The sequence below is a fragment of the Desulfosediminicola ganghwensis genome, from assembly GCF_005116675.2.
Classification (GTDB): Bacteria; Desulfobacterota; Desulfobulbia; order Desulfobulbales; family Desulfocapsaceae; genus Desulfopila; species Desulfopila ganghwensis.
In genome coordinates, this window is the sequence record NZ_CP050699.1 from 540470 (window position 1) to 557719 (window position 17250).

General features: G+C 49.3%; 14 protein-coding genes. 2 read left to right on the forward strand and 12 right to left on the reverse strand.

The features are described from left to right. Positions 1-824: 824 nt before the first annotated feature. The 5 genes from FCL45_RS02320 to FCL45_RS02340 form a co-directional block, all read right to left on the reverse strand. Positions 825-1838, reverse strand: a complete 1014-nt coding sequence (locus FCL45_RS02320) for an ABC transporter ATP-binding protein (RefSeq protein ID WP_136799340.1) — start codon at positions 1836-1838, stop codon at positions 825-827. Continuing rightward, entirely contained in the window at positions 1838-2800 is a 963-nt protein-coding gene (locus tag FCL45_RS02325; protein WP_420811226.1) for an ABC transporter ATP-binding protein, read from the reverse strand. Before FCL45_RS02325 ends, FCL45_RS02320 begins: the two co-directional genes overlap by 1 nt. Next, a complete protein-coding gene (locus FCL45_RS02330; RefSeq protein ID WP_136799348.1) occupies positions 2800-3693 on the reverse strand; it encodes an ABC transporter permease subunit in 894 nt (297 codons plus the stop codon). The genes FCL45_RS02325 and FCL45_RS02330 overlap by 1 nt, the downstream gene beginning before the upstream one ends. 30 nt (positions 3694-3723) lie before the next feature. After that, positions 3724-4647: an oligopeptide ABC transporter permease OppB gene (gene oppB / locus FCL45_RS02335; RefSeq protein ID WP_136799342.1), complete on the reverse strand. Its 924-nt coding sequence runs from the start codon at positions 4645-4647 to the stop codon at positions 3724-3726. A gap of 97 nt (positions 4648-4744) precedes the next feature. Next, on the reverse strand, positions 4745-6349 hold the full coding sequence (locus FCL45_RS02340) for a peptide ABC transporter substrate-binding protein (RefSeq protein WP_217907646.1): 1605 nt from the start codon (positions 6347-6349) through the stop codon (positions 4745-4747). Positions 6350-6888: 539 nt separating this feature from the next. Here FCL45_RS02340 and FCL45_RS02345 point away from each other — a divergent pair. Next, the gene (locus FCL45_RS02345) at positions 6889-7284 is read left to right on the forward strand and encodes a GatB/YqeY domain-containing protein (RefSeq protein ID WP_136799343.1); all 396 of its coding nucleotides are present in this window, start codon (positions 6889-6891) and stop codon (positions 7282-7284) included. Between the two features lie 1167 nt (positions 7285-8451). Further along, positions 8452-8661 (forward strand): rubredoxin, encoded by a 210-nt coding sequence (locus tag FCL45_RS02350; protein WP_136799344.1) that lies wholly within the window; start codon positions 8452-8454, stop codon positions 8659-8661. Between the two features lie 133 nt (positions 8662-8794). Here FCL45_RS02350 and FCL45_RS02355 read toward each other — a convergent pair whose 3' ends face one another. The 7 genes from FCL45_RS02355 to FCL45_RS02385 form a co-directional block, all read right to left on the reverse strand. Then, positions 8795-10471 (reverse strand): FAD-binding protein, encoded by a 1677-nt coding sequence (locus FCL45_RS02355; protein WP_136799345.1) that lies wholly within the window; start codon positions 10469-10471, stop codon positions 8795-8797. A 39-nt stretch (positions 10472-10510) separates the two neighbouring features. Continuing rightward, on the reverse strand, positions 10511-11293 hold the full coding sequence (locus FCL45_RS02360; protein ID WP_136799346.1) for a 2Fe-2S iron-sulfur cluster binding domain-containing protein: 783 nt from the start codon (positions 11291-11293) through the stop codon (positions 10511-10513). Positions 11294-11339: 46 nt separating this feature from the next. Further along, complete coding sequence (locus tag FCL45_RS02365) at positions 11340-12224, reverse strand: CoB--CoM heterodisulfide reductase iron-sulfur subunit B family protein (RefSeq protein ID WP_136799347.1); 885 nt, start codon at positions 12222-12224, stop codon at positions 11340-11342. Positions 12225-12232: 8 nt separating this feature from the next. After that, positions 12233-12628, reverse strand: a complete 396-nt coding sequence (locus FCL45_RS02370; RefSeq protein ID WP_136799350.1) for a 4Fe-4S dicluster domain-containing protein — start codon at positions 12626-12628, stop codon at positions 12233-12235. A gap of 1036 nt (positions 12629-13664) precedes the next feature. Next, positions 13665-14612: an IS110 family RNA-guided transposase gene (locus tag FCL45_RS02375; RefSeq protein ID WP_136800054.1), complete on the reverse strand. Its 948-nt coding sequence runs from the start codon at positions 14610-14612 to the stop codon at positions 13665-13667. Between the two features lie 411 nt (positions 14613-15023). Further along, positions 15024-16049 carry a vitamin K epoxide reductase family protein gene (locus tag FCL45_RS02380; RefSeq protein WP_136796232.1) on the reverse strand — a complete coding sequence of 342 codons (1026 nt, stop codon included), beginning with the start codon at positions 16047-16049 and terminating at the stop codon, positions 15024-15026. Positions 16050-16417: 368 nt separating this feature from the next. After that, positions 16418-17245, reverse strand: a complete 828-nt coding sequence (locus FCL45_RS02385) for a hypothetical protein (RefSeq protein WP_153305539.1) — start codon at positions 17243-17245, stop codon at positions 16418-16420. Positions 17246-17250 lie beyond the last annotated feature (5 nt).

Genomic DNA, 17250 nt, shown 5'->3' on the forward strand with positions numbered 1-17250 from the left:
AAAATCACGAAAACACAGGGCCCTGCCCTGGTCCACCAGATAGCCCACCCGTGTAGAAAAATTTAACATGATGCTACTTGAGTCTATCAACGGAGTGAAGCCATTTGCAAGGGCTTTCAAGCCCGATGAGCGGCAGGAGTCCTTCTCGGTGAACTATATTTTCACGGGCCGACATCTCTTTTCGGAACCAAAACCAGGTCAGGCAGTATATGCGAGAAAAACCAGTCTGACCAAACAACTCCAGTGAACTATTCGCCGCAACCGGTTGAGCCTAAAAGCCATTTGTCTCATATACCTAAAAAGGAGATATAGCCCTTCATACAAATGGGCAGTTGCGGCTCAATACAAAATTCTACGCACCTTTAAAAATAACTCTGATGAATTCGAGGATTCCAGGCGGGGACTATCACCCCGTTCCCTCATCGAAACCTGCTTTCCTGCCAAGCCTTTCAGGGCCTTTCCTGATCTGCTTTTAGGGCTTCACATATTTTTGAAGTACCCCTCCAGACTACTTCCCGACCAGCCGACCTGAATTATCAATATTTTTAAAAATGATAATTCAGCACATTAGCAGAAATAAACCTGATATTCTTAGCCTCCGCACCAGCAGGTCCACCCAATAGACCAATACAGGCATATTGCCAATAAATCCTTTATTAAATTGGAAACCATGGTGTGGTTTTCAGAAACCAACCTCCAGGATACTGTATTTACACATTTTTTAAGAAGATAGTGATTCCCAATAAAACACTGAGCCCTGATGAGACTTCTCATCAGGGCTCACAAATTTCAACTTCGAAGGTGATCTAATAGTATTGTGTAATTTATTGCTTATCCCAGAAATGGCAGGCAACCATTCGACCATCACGAACATTCTGCAAGGTCGGCTTTTTACTGGCGCAGACTGGCTGGGCAATCGGGCAACGTGTTCTGAAAACACAGCCTGAAGGTGGTGAAACCGGAGAAGGGAGGTCACCTTCAAGCACAACACGCTGCTTCTTCTTCTCTTTTTCCGGATCAGGCAGAGGCACTGCTGAAATGAGCGCCTTGGTATATGGATGCAGGGGATCATCATAGAGACCCTTCTTATCTGCGATCTCCATCACGTTACCAAGATACAGCACCATGATCCTGTGGCTGATATGACGAACAACCGACAAGTCATGACTGATAAATATCAACGAGAGCCCGAAAGATTTCTGAAGCTCCTGAATGAGATTTACGATCTGGGCCTGGATTGAAACGTCCAGGGCAGAGACAGGCTCATCACAGACTATCAGTTTCGGACGCAGAATCATCGCCCTCGCCACGCCGATACGCTGGCATTGGCCACCAGAGAACTCATGGGGGTAGCGATTGATCATCAGAGGCAGCAAACCGACCTGATCCATTATCTCTTCGACCCTCTGTTTCCGCTCTTCTGCCGTAAGTTCCGGATAGTGCACAGTCAACGGTTCAGCGATAATATCACCGATGGTCATTCTCGGATTCAGGCTGGCCAGTGGGTCCTGAAATATGATCTGCAAATCCTTTCTATACAGAATCATCTGCCGCGATCGAAGCCCGGAAATCTTCTTCCCGTGCCAGACCACTTCACCGGCGGTCGGTTTCAACAGTTGCAGCACGCCCCGGCCAAGGGTCGATTTGCCACACCCGGACTCACCGACGATACCCAGGGTCTCTCCAGCATAGACATCAAAGCTGACATCATCGACTGCTTTCAGGGGAACTGGTTTTGAAAACAGTCTGCCACTACTGATAGGAAAATAGACCTTCAGCCCCCGGACGGTGAGGATAGGCGCCTGCTCTTCAAATATATTTTCTTTTTTTTCCGTCATTACAACTTCTCCAGATGACAAGCCTTCTTACGTCCGCCAGCGGATTCCTTTAACTCCGGCCGTTCAGCCTGACAGATAGCCATCACATGCTCGCAGCGTGGTGCAAAGCTACAGCCACCAGGAAGATCCTGCAGGTTTGGCGGCTGGCCGGCAATGGTATGCAGGGCTTCTGCCCCCTCATCATCAAGCCGAGGCATGGAATCGAGCAATCCCCTGGTGTACGGGTGCTGTGGATCGTTGAAGATCTCATGGACACTGGCCTGCTCAACAATTCTGCCGCCATACATAACCAGAACCCGGTCACTGAGTCCCGCTATCACGCCAAGGTCATGGGTAATCATAACCGTAGCCATATTCAGCTCTTTACCAAGCTTAGCCAGGAGTTCGAGAATCTGGGCCTGAACCGTTACATCGAGCGCTGTTGTCGGCTCGTCTGCGATCAACAGTTTCGGCTCGCATAATAGAGCCATGGCAATCATCACCCTCTGTCGCATACCGCCAGAAAACTCATGGGGATACATGGTAATCCGCTTTCTCGACTCCGGGATACCAACAAGATCAAGCATGCGGACCGAAGCGGCGGTGGCATCCTCCTCACTCATCCCCCTGTGCTCCATCAGCACCTCGGTCATCTGTCTTGAGACCTTGAGATACGGATTGAGTGAGGTCATCGGGTCCTGGAAGATCATGGAAAATTCCACTCCACGAAGAGTATTCAGTTCTGCCGCTTTCAGGTCGAGGATCTGCGTGCCGTCAAAATACACCTTTCCCTCGGCCTTGCCGTTTTTGGCCAGCAACCCCATGATCGACATGAAAACCTGGGTCTTGCCCGAGCCGGACTCCCCGACAATCCCGAGACATTCTCCAGCCTCAACAGAAAAGCTCACATCATTGACAGCACAGACCTCACCGTCGTGGGTATAAAAACGTGTCGTCAGGTTTTGTACATCAAGAAGCATAATTACCTATCCTTGGGGTCAAGCGCATCACGCAGACCATCCCCGATGAAGTTGAAGCAGAACAGGGTTATCGCGAGAAACAGTGCCGGGAAGAACAGCATCCACGGCGCAGACTCGATCTGTTTGGCACCTTCAGAGATCAACACACCCCAACTGGTCAGCGGCTCCTGGACACCAAGGCCGAGAAAGGAGAGAAAAGACTCGGTGAGAATGACCTGGGGGATGGTAAGGGTCATATACACAATGACAGGCCCCAGAACATTCGGGATGATATGCCGCGTTATAATCTTCCAGTTCGAGACACCCACTGCGTGGGCTGCCTCAATAAATTCCTTTTTCTTCACCGACAGGGTCTGCCCCCTGACAATCCTGGCCATGGTAAGCCACTCCACCGCACCCAGAGCGATGAAGATCATGAAAATGTTTCTGCCGAAAAAGACCATGAGCAAGATAACGAAAAACATAAACGGCAGGGAATACATGATGTCTACAATACGCATCATGACGTTATCGACCCTGCCTCCCAGGAAACCTGCCGTAGCTCCATAGGTAACACCAATGAGCAGACTGACTGTGGTGGCAATGATGCCGACCATCAGGGAGATTCTGGCACCGTACAAAGTTCGCACAAAAAGATCACGACCGTTGCCATCCGTACCGAACCAGTGGTGAAGCTCTGCGTTCGGTGCGCCAGGGAAATCATAACCCCAGTCAGGTTCGTCAAAGGCCCAGGACGAAAGAAACGGTGCAAAAATGGCCAATAGCACGATAATGCCCAAAAGAATCATCGAGGCGACGGCAGCCTTGTTGTGGAGCAGACGACGTAAGGCGTCCTGCCACAGGCTACGCCCTTTGACCGCTTCCGGTATATCCAGCCCGTTAAGCTGGTCCCTCATATATGGTTTGGATGGTGTTGTATTAGCCACTTATTCAACCTTTACTCTCGGATCCAGGAATCCGTAAATGAGATCCACAATCAAATTCAACGCCATGATCAAGACCGCATAGAAAATCACCACGCCCATGACCACAGGGTAATCGCGGTTGAGCGCCCCGTTGACGAAATACCTGCCAATGCCAGGAACATCGAAGATCGACTCAATAACAACAGAGCCTGTGATAACCGCTGCCGTCGCTGGTCCCAGATATGAGATCACAGGCAGCAGGCCGCCTTTCAAAGCATGTCTCACCACAACAATCTTCTCTGCCAGTCCCTTCGCCCGTGCGGTCCTGATAAAGTTGGAATTCATGGTCTCAACCATGCTACCCCGGGTCAGGCGGGCAATGTAGGCAATCTGCGGCAAAGCGAGAGTGATGACCGGCAATATCTGATACTGCAAGGCTCCACCACCCCACCCGGCAACAGGTAGCCAGGAAAGATAGACCCCGAAGACCAGTGCCAGAATCGGCGCCATGACAAAGTTGGGAATAGCGATACCTGTCATTGCCACACCCATCACCATATAGTCAAAAGCTGAATTCTGCTTCAGGGCCGCAATGGTCCCGGCCGTTATGCCTATCAGCATCGCCAGGGTGATCGCCATAAGACCGAGGCGAAGACTCACTGGAAAACCGGCGACAATCAGATCGGTAACGGTGAAATCGAGATACTTGTAGGACGGACCGAAATCACCCTTGAGTATGTTTCCAAGATAAATCAGGTACTGCTCATGAACCGGCTTGTCCAGATTGTAGGCTTTCAGAATGTTTGCCTCAATCTCCGGCGGTAATTGCCGCTCACGGTCGAAGGGACCGCCAGGGGCAAGCCGCATCATGAAAAAGGCGATGGTGATGATAATTAACAGCGTCGGTATGGCACTACCCAAACGACGCACGGCATAGGCAAACATACGTTACTCCCCGAGTATGTTTTGTATCTGTGATAGCGGAAATCAGTACCACCTTTTGCCGGAACCCTTGAGGTTCCGGCAAAAGGAGGACTACACACTATTCTTTGATGGTAATGTATCTCCAGCGATGGATGTCTTTCGCGTTATCAACAAACCCGTCCACCTTCTGGGAAACAAGGTTTTTGGAGACATAGTGATAGATTGGAATAACCGGCTGATCAGCCATGGCCTGAGCCTCGGCCTGGTAAAGCATTTCCGCACGTTTTTTGAGATCCGCGGTTACTTCAGCCTGCTGCATGAGAGAATCAAACTTCTCGTTTGAGTAGCGTCCGTAATTATTGGCACCGGTGCGGGTCTCAAGCAGATAGAGGAAGTTCTGGGCGTCGTTGTAGTCGGCAATCCAGGCTGCACGAGCTACCTGGAAATCACCCTGCTTCAAGTCTGCATAATGAACTTTTACCTCGGAATTGTGGAGCTGGGCCTCAACACCGATCTGCTTCCACATTGACTGAACCGCCACAGCTACCCGCTTGTGGTTCTCAGAAGTGTTGTAGCGGAGAGTGAGCTTGAGAGGGTTATCCTTGTTAAAACCAGCCTCGGCCAAAAGCGCTTTTGCTTTTTTCACACGCTCTGGATACGGCATATCCTTCCACTCAACCTCGGCTGGTTTCTCGTAATAAGAAACTCCGGGAGGAACAAAGGAGTAGGCAGCAATTTCACCGGTCTTCAATACACGGTCAACAATCGCCTCACGGTTTACCGACAATGAGAGAGCCTGGCGAACACGGATATCATCAAAAGGAGGTACACTGGTGTTCATAGGGTAGTAGTACACGCCGAGATACGGAGCAATGCGTGTCTCATTCGGCAGATTTTCCCGCAGCCAGTCAATCTGGTCAGAGGCGAAATCCATGGCAACATCAATTTCGCCTGCGCGAAAACGCTTTTGTACCGCAGCACGATCTTCCTGGGTATAAAAGGTAAGATTGTCGAGCGATACGTTACCGGCATCGTAATACTGCTCATTTTTGGTGAGCTTTACATGGGTATTCGGCAACCACTCAACCAGCTTATACGGTCCATTGACGACCATATTCTCAGGCTTGGTCCAGTCATTACCCACTTTCTCTATAACATGCCTTGGTACAGGATAGGCTGTGTAGTGAGTCAGAAGGTCGAGGAAGTATGGTGCAGGACCAACCAGCTGGACCTGAAGAGTGTAGTCATCAAGTGCAGTTACCCCAAGGGTCTCTGGAGCAGCCTTACCACTGTTAATCTCTTCAGCACCCTCGATGACATACAGCAGGGATGCGTATTCAGCAGCAGTTTCGGGAAGAAGGATTCGCTGCATTGAGTAAACGAAGTCATTGGCAGTAAATGGGGTGCCGTCAGACCAATTTGTCTTACGCAGCTTGAATGTATACGTTTTCAGATCATCAGAGATGGTCCAAGACTCAGCTACACCGGGAACAGCTTCTGCTTTCGGGTTTTCTGTAGTCAGCCCGAGGAACATGTCGCCCACGACATAATTTTCCCAGGTACCACTCACCTTGTGTGGATCGAGTGAAGCGGGTTCACCCATAGTTGCGACTCTGAGTGTACCGCCTGCGAATGCGCTGCCTGCTGTGATAAGTGCAAACATACAGGTAGCGTAAAAGGCGTTTCGTACACCTGACAGCTTTATCCACTGTTTCCCTTTCATAAAGGTCCTCCAAAGTTAATTTTGAAACCACTATTCAAACTCAGCGATAAGAACTCTGCCACAGACACCTCATATGCTGAAATGCCTATTGTCGCTGTTCATAAAAGGATTTTCGCACGCTGGCAAGCGGGAATCGCGACAACAACAACCTGTCAGGCATAAATGCTTATTTATTTAAGTAACTTGCAACAACATGGCAACGCCAGGTTTTTTTCAACTCCCCCACTTCCACCTGACTATGATCGCAGTAGGAAATTCTCTACATTACGATTTCTGCAACTTTTGCGGCATCGAAATAAAGATACCGCATTTGAACAGTCCATACTAGACAATTTCATCATAATATGAATGGTTATTTGTCATAAAGAAACACAGAGTATCAACCCCATTACCCACAATCATACCCTGAAAGACAAGAGAAAAGGACTCCTGATGGGGGAGCTTTCAATTTGACCAGGCTCAGGTGAAGGGTTACTATTTGCTGACCGCCTGAAATTGTTTCCCATTTCAATTTATAAAAATATCTGGAGATATCACACATGAACTTACAGGAAACCATCAAGAGTCAGCTTAAAGATGCCATGAAAGCAAAGGACAGCGCCCGGCTCGGTGTTATCCGCATCCTCATTGGAGAATTTCAGCGTCAGCCGGAAAAAGAGCTCAGTGATGAAAAGGTTGTCGGGATCATAAAAAAACTGATCAAGTCTGAAAGAGAGTTGATTGATGCGGGAGGAACCGGCGATCTTGATTACATTGCAAATCTTGAAAGCTACCTGCCACAGCAGGCAAGTGAAGAGGATATAAAAACCTGGATCTCCGACAATATAGATTTTTCACAATTTGGCAATAAGATGCAGGCCATGAAACCGATTATGGCTCATTTTGGCAGCAGCGCAGATGGAAACATCGTCAAAAAAATATTACAGGAGCTGTAAATCTATGCTTTTTTTTGAACGGAGGGGAGAGAGGGCCAAAAACTACCAGCCTTGACAGGAAGAAGAGCAAAAAAAGCGAAAGCAAAGAACTTGATGGAATCGGATTGCCAGATACCTATCCAATTCCACTAAGTTCTTTGCTTTCGCCAATGGCAATCATCATTTCGCTTTTTACCAGCCAGCGGTCAAAAGCTCACCCATGAACCAGACACAGGTGCAGATGAAATCTAAAAACCTGGTCAGCCAAGCCTTCTACCTGTTCTCGCACCCCACCAATGCAATTCTGGTTTCAGCTCGGCAAACCTGGCTTTTATGTTTTGCTAACAGTGAATACTTCAACCACTGTGCATCCTTAATAGCAAATGACGTGCCAAAACAAAAAACAACCTTACAGATGCCTTAAGATAGAACCTGCCCCACTTCACGGCACACATTATTAATTCGCATCTTCAGGAGCTTAACAAGCCACTGCCGGTTTTCTTGCCAGTACTTTGCTGTCTTTTGGGTCTTCTCATATGGAATAATCCGTATCTCTGTCACTATGAATAGAGCTATCCTATTCTGCAAAAACAGATAGGCGCATGGCCGTATTCGTAAGGACCCGCCCCGACCAACCGTCGTCGGCGGAAAACATATGATTGATACTCCGTTATTTTATGCAATATTCATTTACTTTTGTCATCGGCCTGCCGTTATTTTAGTCCACACAGGCCTGTCCGGAATAACGGACTTTTCGCCAATCTGTCGAGATATAAAAATCCCACCACACCATTCAAGCCAATTATCATTGTTTTATTGTGCAGTTAACAGAGCACAGGTTGCTCTGGTCTGTCCTGCACCATCGCGTACCATGCGTATCGACTGATAATATTATCCATTAAATTTGATCCACAACTCACTGCAAATACCCTCTCTTAATACTCTGCCATAATGAACGCTTTTGTTTCGACAACCTAGCATAACTCGAGCCGTATTCTGAATTTTCAGACAACAAAATGGCAGCAAATTGGGTGACGCACTCCTTTCCATGAAATAACACCTGCAATTTCCTAAAAGAGTTTGATGTAAAGCTTGAGAACATGATACGTTAGCATATATCGTAATCTATTCGAGAATTGTGAATCACTACAGATCCATCGAACCACTATCAATTTCGGAGGTGACCGTATGGCCTTGCCTAAAGATATGTATCAATGTCAGATTCCCAACTGCGGATATATCTACGACCCGGACAAAGGTGAGCCGAAAACTGATACTCCACCTGGCACTCCATTCGCCGACCTGCCTGAAGACTGGACCTGTCCATTCTGTCAGGCTTCCAAGAAAAGTTTCCGGCCCCTCGCCGGTCCCGGTTCGGTACTTTACGAGGGCATATAAGTCATCCTCAACCTTGAGGGTTGATCCGGTACAGCCGGCACACTGCACCACTCAATAAAAAAGGCCACTGCATATGCTATGCAGTGGCCTCAAGATACCTGGGTCATGAGCTGCAATGACCCTTTTTTATCTACTATACACCTGGGGTTCCTTCTGTCAGAGCCTTGCTCCAACGATTCTCGGCAACCTCGTCGGTGGAGTAATCCGGCAGGATAATAGGTGCCACTGCTGGATTTTCCACACCAGCCTCTTCCAGCTCTTTTTCGAATTTCACCACGTGGTCGAGGGACAGATCTTTCACCTCCACGCCACCCTGGATATACTTTGCGGCGTTGATACCGGCACGACGTCCGAAGGTGATGATATCCTGAAGACTGTTACCCATCAGGCGGTTCTCGCCATGAACACCACCGATAACCTCACCTGCTCCGTACAAACCTGGCAGCTGAGTCTCGGAGTCACCGTTCACGTTGATGCCACCGTTCTGATAATGCAGGGTCGGGTAAACCAGCATGGGCTCTTTGGAGATGTCAATGCCATGACGCTCAAACTGGATAAACTTGGCAGGCAACTCCTTGCGAACAGAACCTGGTCCATGCAGCTCTTCAATCATAGGTGAATCAAGCCAGAGACCAACACGACCGGTCGGGGTCATAATTCCCTTGCCCTTCTCCATCGCTTCCTGGATAAGTTCCGCAGACTCCACGTCACGAGGCTCAAGCGGGAAGCAGAACTGCTCACCATCGACATTCAATACATGCGCACCAAGACCACGGACTTTCTCAGTGATCAGCAACCCGACGTTCTGCTCCGGATAGGCAACACCGGTCGGATGATACTGGGTGGAATGCAGAGATTTGTTGCCGATTCCTGCCCGATACGCCATAACCACACCGTCCATGGTTGCGCCGTAGTGGTTGGTGGTGGCGAATCCTTTCACATGCAGACGTCCGAAACCACCGGTAGCCATGACAACCGCCTTGGCCTTAACCACAGAGAATTCCTTAGTCTCCATGTTGAAAAGGATAGCCCCCGCACATTTGCCATCGCTATCAAGCAGCAACTCGATTGCAGGGGCAAATTCCAGCACAGTGATCATATCGGCGCGGTTTCTCGCCTCATCACGAACAACACGCATGATCTCGGCACCGGTCATATCGCCGGAAGACTGCAGACGCTTTCTCGAAGAACCGCCACAGTGACGAACAACAGTACGGCCATCGTCATACTTGTTGAACATCATACCCAGACTTTCGAGCCAGGCGATGGAAAGCGGTGCATCCTTGGCCAGTGCTGCCACCAGGTCACGCTGGTTGGTGAAGTGGCCGCCACCAATTGTGTCGAGATAGTGGTAATATGGTGAGTCGCACTCCTGGCTCGCCGCCTGAATTCCACCCTCAGCCATGATGGTATTGGAATCGCCATGACGCAGCTTGTTGGCGACGATTACCTTGCAGCCACCGTCAGCCGCCATAATCGCAGCCGAAGTACCGGCGCCACCACCACCGATGACCAGTACATCTGTCTCAAGGTCAACCTTGGTCAGGTCCACAAGGCCAGGGCGTACGATTGACTTAGACTGCAGCAGGCGGGTAACTCCTTCCTGAAACACATCGCCTTTATTGGGACCGACCTCTACCTTCAGCTTTGCGTCTGTCTGGTAATCCGGATGGTGCTTGGAAAGTACAGTGTCACGCTCTGCCATGGTAAGAGCCGGATAATGCTCGTTACGCCTTGCCATTGCCACACGCTCAGGGCGAGTGGCTTCAACTCGTTTAATCAGTTCTTGTAATTCGGGTGTGTATCCCATGATATTCTCCTTCGTCCCGGATGGTCGATGCGAATTCTGTTAAAGATGACTGGTATCCTGCGGCTGCCAGCTTCCTGGCTCGGCCATATCCGGCTCACGCTCGCGATCGACATACCGTTTCTCAAGATCCTCTTTGGACATTGCGCTTAATTCATCAAGCATCGGGTCATACTTACCGCTCTCGATATCCGCAACTCTGTTCTTCAGATGCTCAGCCTGGGGCTGAATAAAGCGGGCAAAGACGCGGCGGGCAAGCTGGGCCACATGATACTGCGGAATCTCACCCATACAACGGCTGGCACACAGGCCACACTGAATACAATCAAAAGAAATTCTGGCCGCCTTCTCAATATTGCCCTGCTTGAGTGCAGAAACGTAACCGAGAACATCAACATCCATCGGGCAGGCCTTGGTACAGAGATTACAGGCCACACAGCGAAAAAGCTCCGGATAGAGCGCGTGAATGGCATCAGCCAGTCCGCTCATCTCTTCCAGTTTGAAATCTGCACGGTTGGCTGGAAAGAATGGGATCTGCGCCAGGTACATATTTGGCTCAACCACGGTCTGGCAGGCAAGGCCGAAATGCAGTTTATAATCACCGGCCATACGGTATACGGTTGGGCAGGCACCGCAGATACCACCACGGCAGCCCGCACCACGCAGGAAGCGGAAGCCGGCAAATTCCATCGCCTTCATGATGGTAAGGGTCTCAGGTACTTCATATTGCTTGCCCATTACGAAGATCGGAATCGTCCTTGCTCCCTCGGGCAGGATGGCGCGATCTCCGGTCGCTACTTTAGGTATCGTTGTTGTTTCACACATGGTTTATCTCCATATTCTCGCGAAAGATATACAATCCACGGCCTGATCAAGCAGCGGCCAGGCATTTTTTACTCTGTAACAGCTCCAGACTCTTGGCGTCATTAAGCTCGAAATGGCACACCTCGGTTTCAAGCCCGAGCGCCACAGCCAGCAGCTGAGTGAAATAGACGGTGGGAACACCGCTTTCTATATGACCTTTGGCCTGCAATTGTGCCTGCTGCTTGCCAAGGTTGTATTCACATAGCGGACAGCTGGAGGCAATCGTCTCAACACCTGCACCGGCAGCGGAATTGAGAATTGTGGCCGCGGCACTGTTTTCGCCCGGTTCGACGGTCAGTACCTGGTAGGAGCCACAACACTTATCTGCGGACGCAAAAGGCACCACTGTGGCACCAAGAGATTCGAGCATATTGGTCATCAGCTCATAGCTGCCGAACGGTTCAATACCCACATCAGCAGGGCGCTGTAATGTACAACCGTAATACGCACCAACCTTCAGCTCACCAAGCGGCTGTTTGACAGCCTCTTTCAACTTCTCCCAGCCGATCTGCTCTTCGAGGAAAGTCAGGTAATGCACGACCTCAACTTCACCCGCGTAATCTATCTCATCATCCATAAAGCGGTTGATGGTATCACGCTTGACCTCATCGGTCTTCATCAGCTGATTGGCACGCGCCAGGGTGTTGTAACACATGGAACACAAGGTAACGAGTTTCTCTGCACCCTGCTCTTTGGCCCGGATAAGGTTACGCACCGGCCCGACCATATGGATCAGGTCATCGGCGGTGAGGGAATATACCGCACCGCAACAGTTCCAGCGATCGATCTCCTCCACCTCGATACCGAGCGCTTCCAGAGAAGCAACCGCAGCCGAATCCAGATTCTTGGCTTTGGTTTTCAGGGTACAACCTGGATAGTAACTTATCTTCATTGCTCTCCTTAGCTGGTCAATTTTCTGAAACCGGCGACCAGAGCGATCTGCGGCATCTCCGCAATCGTCTCAGCCGACATTTGTGAAGGTTCAATTTTGTTGGTGCCCTTTCGCAGTGTCTGCTGGCGCAGCGCCTCCATGACCTTGGCAATATCTATTCCCCTGGGGCATTTGACCGTACAGGCATGACATGAAGCACACTTCCAATAAGTATTTATTTCAGCCAGCTTGTTATGCAGGCCGAACTGTGCCATGTGCATCACTTTACGGGGGCCATAGTCCATCTCTGCAGTCATGGGACACATACCGCTGCATGTGGCGCACTGCATACAGAGCTTGACATTCTCTCCGCTCAGCTCATTCAGTTTTTTGATCGACTCCAGTGACAGAGTCCCTGCATTCATCTTCAATGTTATTTTCCTTTTCTTTCTGGAAACAGTGAAACAGCCTCCGATTGCGTTAGCAGACAGCGCCTGCACCCGGCAGCCATAGAAATTACACCAACCGGCAAGGTGAGCGCACCGTGGTTGCAAGCCGTCAGCTCAAGGGAAAGACATGTGGCAGGTTGAGTTTTAACACCTTCTATAACCCCGCAACATGCGGACAACCCCTGAAGGGTTGACGGCAAAAAACCCAGAAAACACAAATGCCTGTACATCGGCATTTCAATCCACCTAGTAATAACAAATCTTTATTGACAATTCAACAACGTTTATATCACGCGTTATCAAATACTTACATACAATCCAATGAATGTGTGTTCATTTTTCTCTGAATTTTATCTACACAGGTTACCATGATATTTAGTTTATGATTTCAAGTTACCAACAGATATTTGAAGGAATATACCACCTGCTACAAGAATTATATTACTGCAATGCCCCCCTGACGGGTCTCTTTCAAACTCAAGTTCCCAGTTGTGCAGCTATAAAGACTCCAACAGCATCATTGCCCTAGCAGGCCGGATTTATCAAATTCAGCAGGATTGATTCACAGCCATCCGGCGCAGTCAAAACACCTTCCCCCCGAATGAACGTACTTTTTTCCGCTTTCGGATAACTGCACATCCCCCCCTCCCCGCCAATGTCTAACAATGTGTCTATTCAAGAAGAATCATGTTCTGTTGTCCCACGATTCCTGACAGCTGATCCAGCTGGAAACATGACTAGCCAAACACTACCTGTCATGAAGGCACGAATTGATCCTGAAAGGTGGAATGGTGTTGAAAGAAGAAGTGGAACCGACCGGTGCATTAATGCTGATCGCAGACATTCAACTGACGCCCGCCCCCTGCTCGTAAGGAAGAGCTGGAACCACTTCTGAATTAATCGAATGCACCTGAAGGATTGAGATAAACGTGAGAGCAACTGTGTTCAAAGTCAAACCTAATCGTACAGATGAAATCTGCAACTGACTCAGAGGTAAGGGTTTTAAATTTCATCATCTTTGTTCAGCATAAGTAGGCGACCAAGTGGTTTGATTTCTCACCATGACATTTAGGATGGTTAAGAGTTTCCGCATGCATGCCGTCAGAGCAACCTTAGGCTTTTTTCCACGAGCAATTAATTGCTCGTGGAAAGTCCTGATGACAGGGTTGCAGCGTGCGGCTGTCAAAGCCCCCATGTACAAGACAGATCTTATCTGGGCTCTCCCTCCCCATATTCTTCGGGAACCGCGAAAAAAGCCGCTATCTCGATTGAGTGGAGCTACTCCGGCCAGTGCTGCCACCTCTTTTCTGTTGAGTTGGCCCAACTCAGGCAAGCCTGCTAGGAGTGCAAGCGACAATACTGGTCCTACACCTGGCACGCTTTGTAATATTTTATCGTTTACTCGCCAGACATCTGATTGCTGGATGAGCTTTTGGAGATCCCCATCAACGTTTTGCAAACGTTTTTCCAGCCATTTGATATGTGCTTCAAGATCTTTGCGAACATGTTTTGTAGAGCATCTAAGGCGATTTTTTTCCATAGTTAACATGTCCACAATTTGCCTGCGGCGCACTAGAACAGCATCCAATTCTCGAGCTTGCTCGTCTTTGATCGGTCGAGGTTCTGGTCGAATAGCTTCACCAAATCGAGCGATTATTTCAGAATCGATAGAATCTGTTTTTGCCAACTTGCCAGTAGCTTTAGCAAAGTCCCTCACCTGTCTGGGGTTTACTACGACAATGGGTAGGAATTTCTTGGCAAGTTCACTTACGAGGGGAATCTCAAGGCCGCCCGTTGATTCAAGAACAATCAATGTAGGCTGTAATTCCTCAAAGCGTTTTACCAGAGCGGAAATTTCCGTTGGAGCATTGGCTGTACTCCATTTTTCCTTGGTTGGCCGAACGGCGATGTCCAGCTTAGTTTTTGATACATCAATTCCAATAAATATCTGTTGATCCATGTTAGATTTCCGTTTCCCAGCCTTGTGAAATGCGGGCTCTTAGTAAGGCCCCGGCAACTGTTCGGGTTAAGCAGAAAGGACCATAACGACCAGCGCTCACACACGGGCTCGTAGTTTAATTGTCCCAAGGAGTGGTCGATCTGTTACGGTCATGTAGCGAAATATGTTACTTAGTAAACTATGTAGGAGTATGGGCGCAACATACAAGGAGTGAGCGATTGACAAGTGACCAGTCGCTGGAATGATTATGCAATCGGTTTGTGGAGAAGAACTTCTCAGCTTTAAGTTGTTACTTCTATCACCTTTCTCCCCGCGCCTCACTCCTTGAAGCTGAGCTTTAGTGATAATTTTAATTTAAAAAGGCGCCCCGCTATTAGCGGGGCGCCTTTTTTACTGTCGCTTAAATGGTTCCTAGTTGTTTTGCCCCTGCACTCCTTCAGCTGGCTCAGGCTCACACAACTCATCAACCGAGCAACTCTCATCACCTTCACCTGCCCCGGGAATCCGCATTTCGGGTAGCAACTGGCCCGGAAGTGTAACAGAAGGCAACTGAGGACTGTCATCACTGCCTCCTGTCAGAGGTGCAGACATACTCATACCTGGCCCCTCAACCGCTTCAACCCGACGGCAATTCTCTTCAAGGTAATTCAGGATGGTATATTTACCACGCAGCAACCGCACTTCTGATTTGTCCTGGATCATCAGTACCGGAATCTCATTAATACCATTCACCTGCAGGTAGTTCCTGTTTATTCTTGGCGTATAATTCTCTGCTTGCACAATTTCTTCATAAGGTGCCGACTTCAACTCATCTATCGGGTTGAAATTGAGTGAGCAGCTAAAATTCTCGTCTATGGTCTCGATTACCTCTTCACAGTGAGGACAACTTGAAGAAAAGAAAAAATAGAGCGACTTACTGTCACTCTGCCGTTCAAGGCGGCCATAAACACCATTTTCGAGACCATTTATCTCAAGTTGCGACCTTGAGGTAAATTGCAGGCTGGAAAATGCCAGCAAAACAGCAATAAAAGCAGCCAGAGCTGACATTAACTGCCGCCACCCCATAAAGATATTGAGCAGAGCGATAATGCTGAAAATGATAAGGCAATATGAGCAGAATATTTCTGCTATGTAGTGCTGAAAACTTATCAGTACACCCTCTGCCGCAATTCCGGCAAGCAACAGGAGCCGGGAAAAACCGAGCCAGCCCCTCGCTCCCCTGGCGCCAAGGCGCAGGGTAAGGAAAAGTACAAGAAAGTATAAAGTGCCTACGGAGTTAAAGACCACCGGGGACACTGTGGTAAGCTGTTCAACTACTTCGCAGCCTTCGCTCAAACACAGAAGATCTCCCTGAAGAAGAACCAGCAAGGTCTGAATAGCCGCAAGAATGGCACCACCTAAGGCAAGAAGCAGCTGCAGATTGATCAGTTTAGGCACTTTCTCCGAATATTTGTTTGGCTGACGCAACATACGCTCATTTGAAATCTTGTTGAGGTTCACACATTCTTATTGTGCGCATAATTACCAATAGTAATCCGTCCTGAACACAAACCACAAGCCTATACGGTGATAAATGCATACGTGTTGTCCAAATCCATAATGCCGCCCCCCTGCAGGCATGGATACAACGCCAATACGCCGCACCGAAAGGCAGGTTCTGATTGTGGAACACTTATGGCCCAACGGAAAACGGGTTGACCGAATCATACAACTTGATTCGATCAACCCGTAACTCATCGTACTACAGCTCGATTGGCACGAAAATTCTATGCCGGGGAAAAATCCCGGAATATACGGTGAGGCAATTACTTGTTTTTGCCGTTGCCGTTACCATTCCCGTTACCATTGCCACCGCCGTTTCCGCCTTTGTTGCCGTTGCTGCCTTTATCACTCTTAGCACCGCCGCCATTATCGGAGCCGGACTTGGAAGATCCGCCCTTGGAACCACTGTGGCCCTTGGCTTTACCGGAGTTCATATCCATGCTCGTAGCAGCTGCGATCTCATCATCCGGAGCCATTCCCTTGTTTTTGGCCTTGCCCTTGGTGTGACCAAGCCCGAGAGTGCCAGGATGAACGCCGAGTTCATGGGCGATTTCGCCCCAGCCCATACCATCCGCACGCATCCCTGCGATATCGCCTTCAGTTACACCAGTAACACCGCTCATGGCCTCCTGCAGATTTTTTTCGGCAGCTTCAAGGCCTGCATTGGCAGCATCCAAAGCAGCCTGGGCCGCTTCTTGCGCCACCGGATCTTGCGCTTCTATGGCCGCGTCAAGATCATTTTGGGCAGCATCCACAGCCTGCTGCGCGTCATCAGCTTCAGCATTGGCTGCATCCACTCCGCTGGTATCAATGTTGGCATTTGCTGCACTCGCCAGATTGGCGGCATGGGCAGCCTGGGCCGGGTTGCTGAAAGCGGGAGCTTCCTCCACACTACCCTCTTCGCCGGTGTCGTCTCCCGCAGGATCGGTCCCGTCAGTGGCACCATCATCACCCTCTGCCGGGGCAGCTGGATCGGTCTGATCAACAGCCTGGCCGGGATCCCCGGTGGTAGCTTCTTCAGCAAGTACCCCGTTCGCCATCATGAGCATCAGGGTTAAAACAGCGGCATAGACAAATTTTCTTGAAATCATTGGTC

Excerpts from the sequence above, each read along its gene's own strand:
- FCL45_RS02320 (WP_136799340.1), bottom strand. The coding sequence starts at position 1,838 with ATGACGGAAAAAAAAGAAAATATATTTGAAGAGCAGGCGCCTATCCTC.
- FCL45_RS02330 (WP_136799348.1), bottom strand. The coding sequence starts at position 3,693 with ATGAGGGACCAGCTTAACGGGCTGGATATACCGGAAGCGGTCAAAGGG.
- oppB (WP_136799342.1), bottom strand. The coding sequence starts at position 4,647 with ATGTTTGCCTATGCCGTGCGTCGTTTGGGTAGTGCCATACCGACGCTG.
- FCL45_RS02340 (WP_217907646.1), bottom strand. The coding sequence starts at position 6,349 with ATGAAAGGGAAACAGTGGATAAAGCTGTCAGGTGTACGAAACGCCTTT.
- FCL45_RS02345 (WP_136799343.1), top strand. The coding sequence starts at position 6,889 with ATGAACTTACAGGAAACCATCAAGAGTCAGCTTAAAGATGCCATGAAA.
- FCL45_RS02350 (WP_136799344.1), top strand. The coding sequence starts at position 8,452 with ATGGCCTTGCCTAAAGATATGTATCAATGTCAGATTCCCAACTGCGGA.
- FCL45_RS02355 (WP_136799345.1), bottom strand. The coding sequence starts at position 10,471 with ATGGGATACACACCCGAATTACAAGAACTGATTAAACGAGTTGAAGCC.
- FCL45_RS02360 (WP_136799346.1), bottom strand. The coding sequence starts at position 11,293 with ATGTGTGAAACAACAACGATACCTAAAGTAGCGACCGGAGATCGCGCC.
- FCL45_RS02365 (WP_136799347.1), bottom strand. The coding sequence starts at position 12,224 with ATGAAGATAAGTTACTATCCAGGTTGTACCCTGAAAACCAAAGCCAAG.
- FCL45_RS02370 (WP_136799350.1), bottom strand. The coding sequence starts at position 12,628 with ATGAATGCAGGGACTCTGTCACTGGAGTCGATCAAAAAACTGAATGAG.
- FCL45_RS02375 (WP_136800054.1), bottom strand. The coding sequence starts at position 14,612 with ATGGATCAACAGATATTTATTGGAATTGATGTATCAAAAACTAAGCTG.
- FCL45_RS02385 (WP_153305539.1), bottom strand. The coding sequence starts at position 17,245 with ATGATTTCAAGAAAATTTGTCTATGCCGCTGTTTTAACCCTGATGCTC.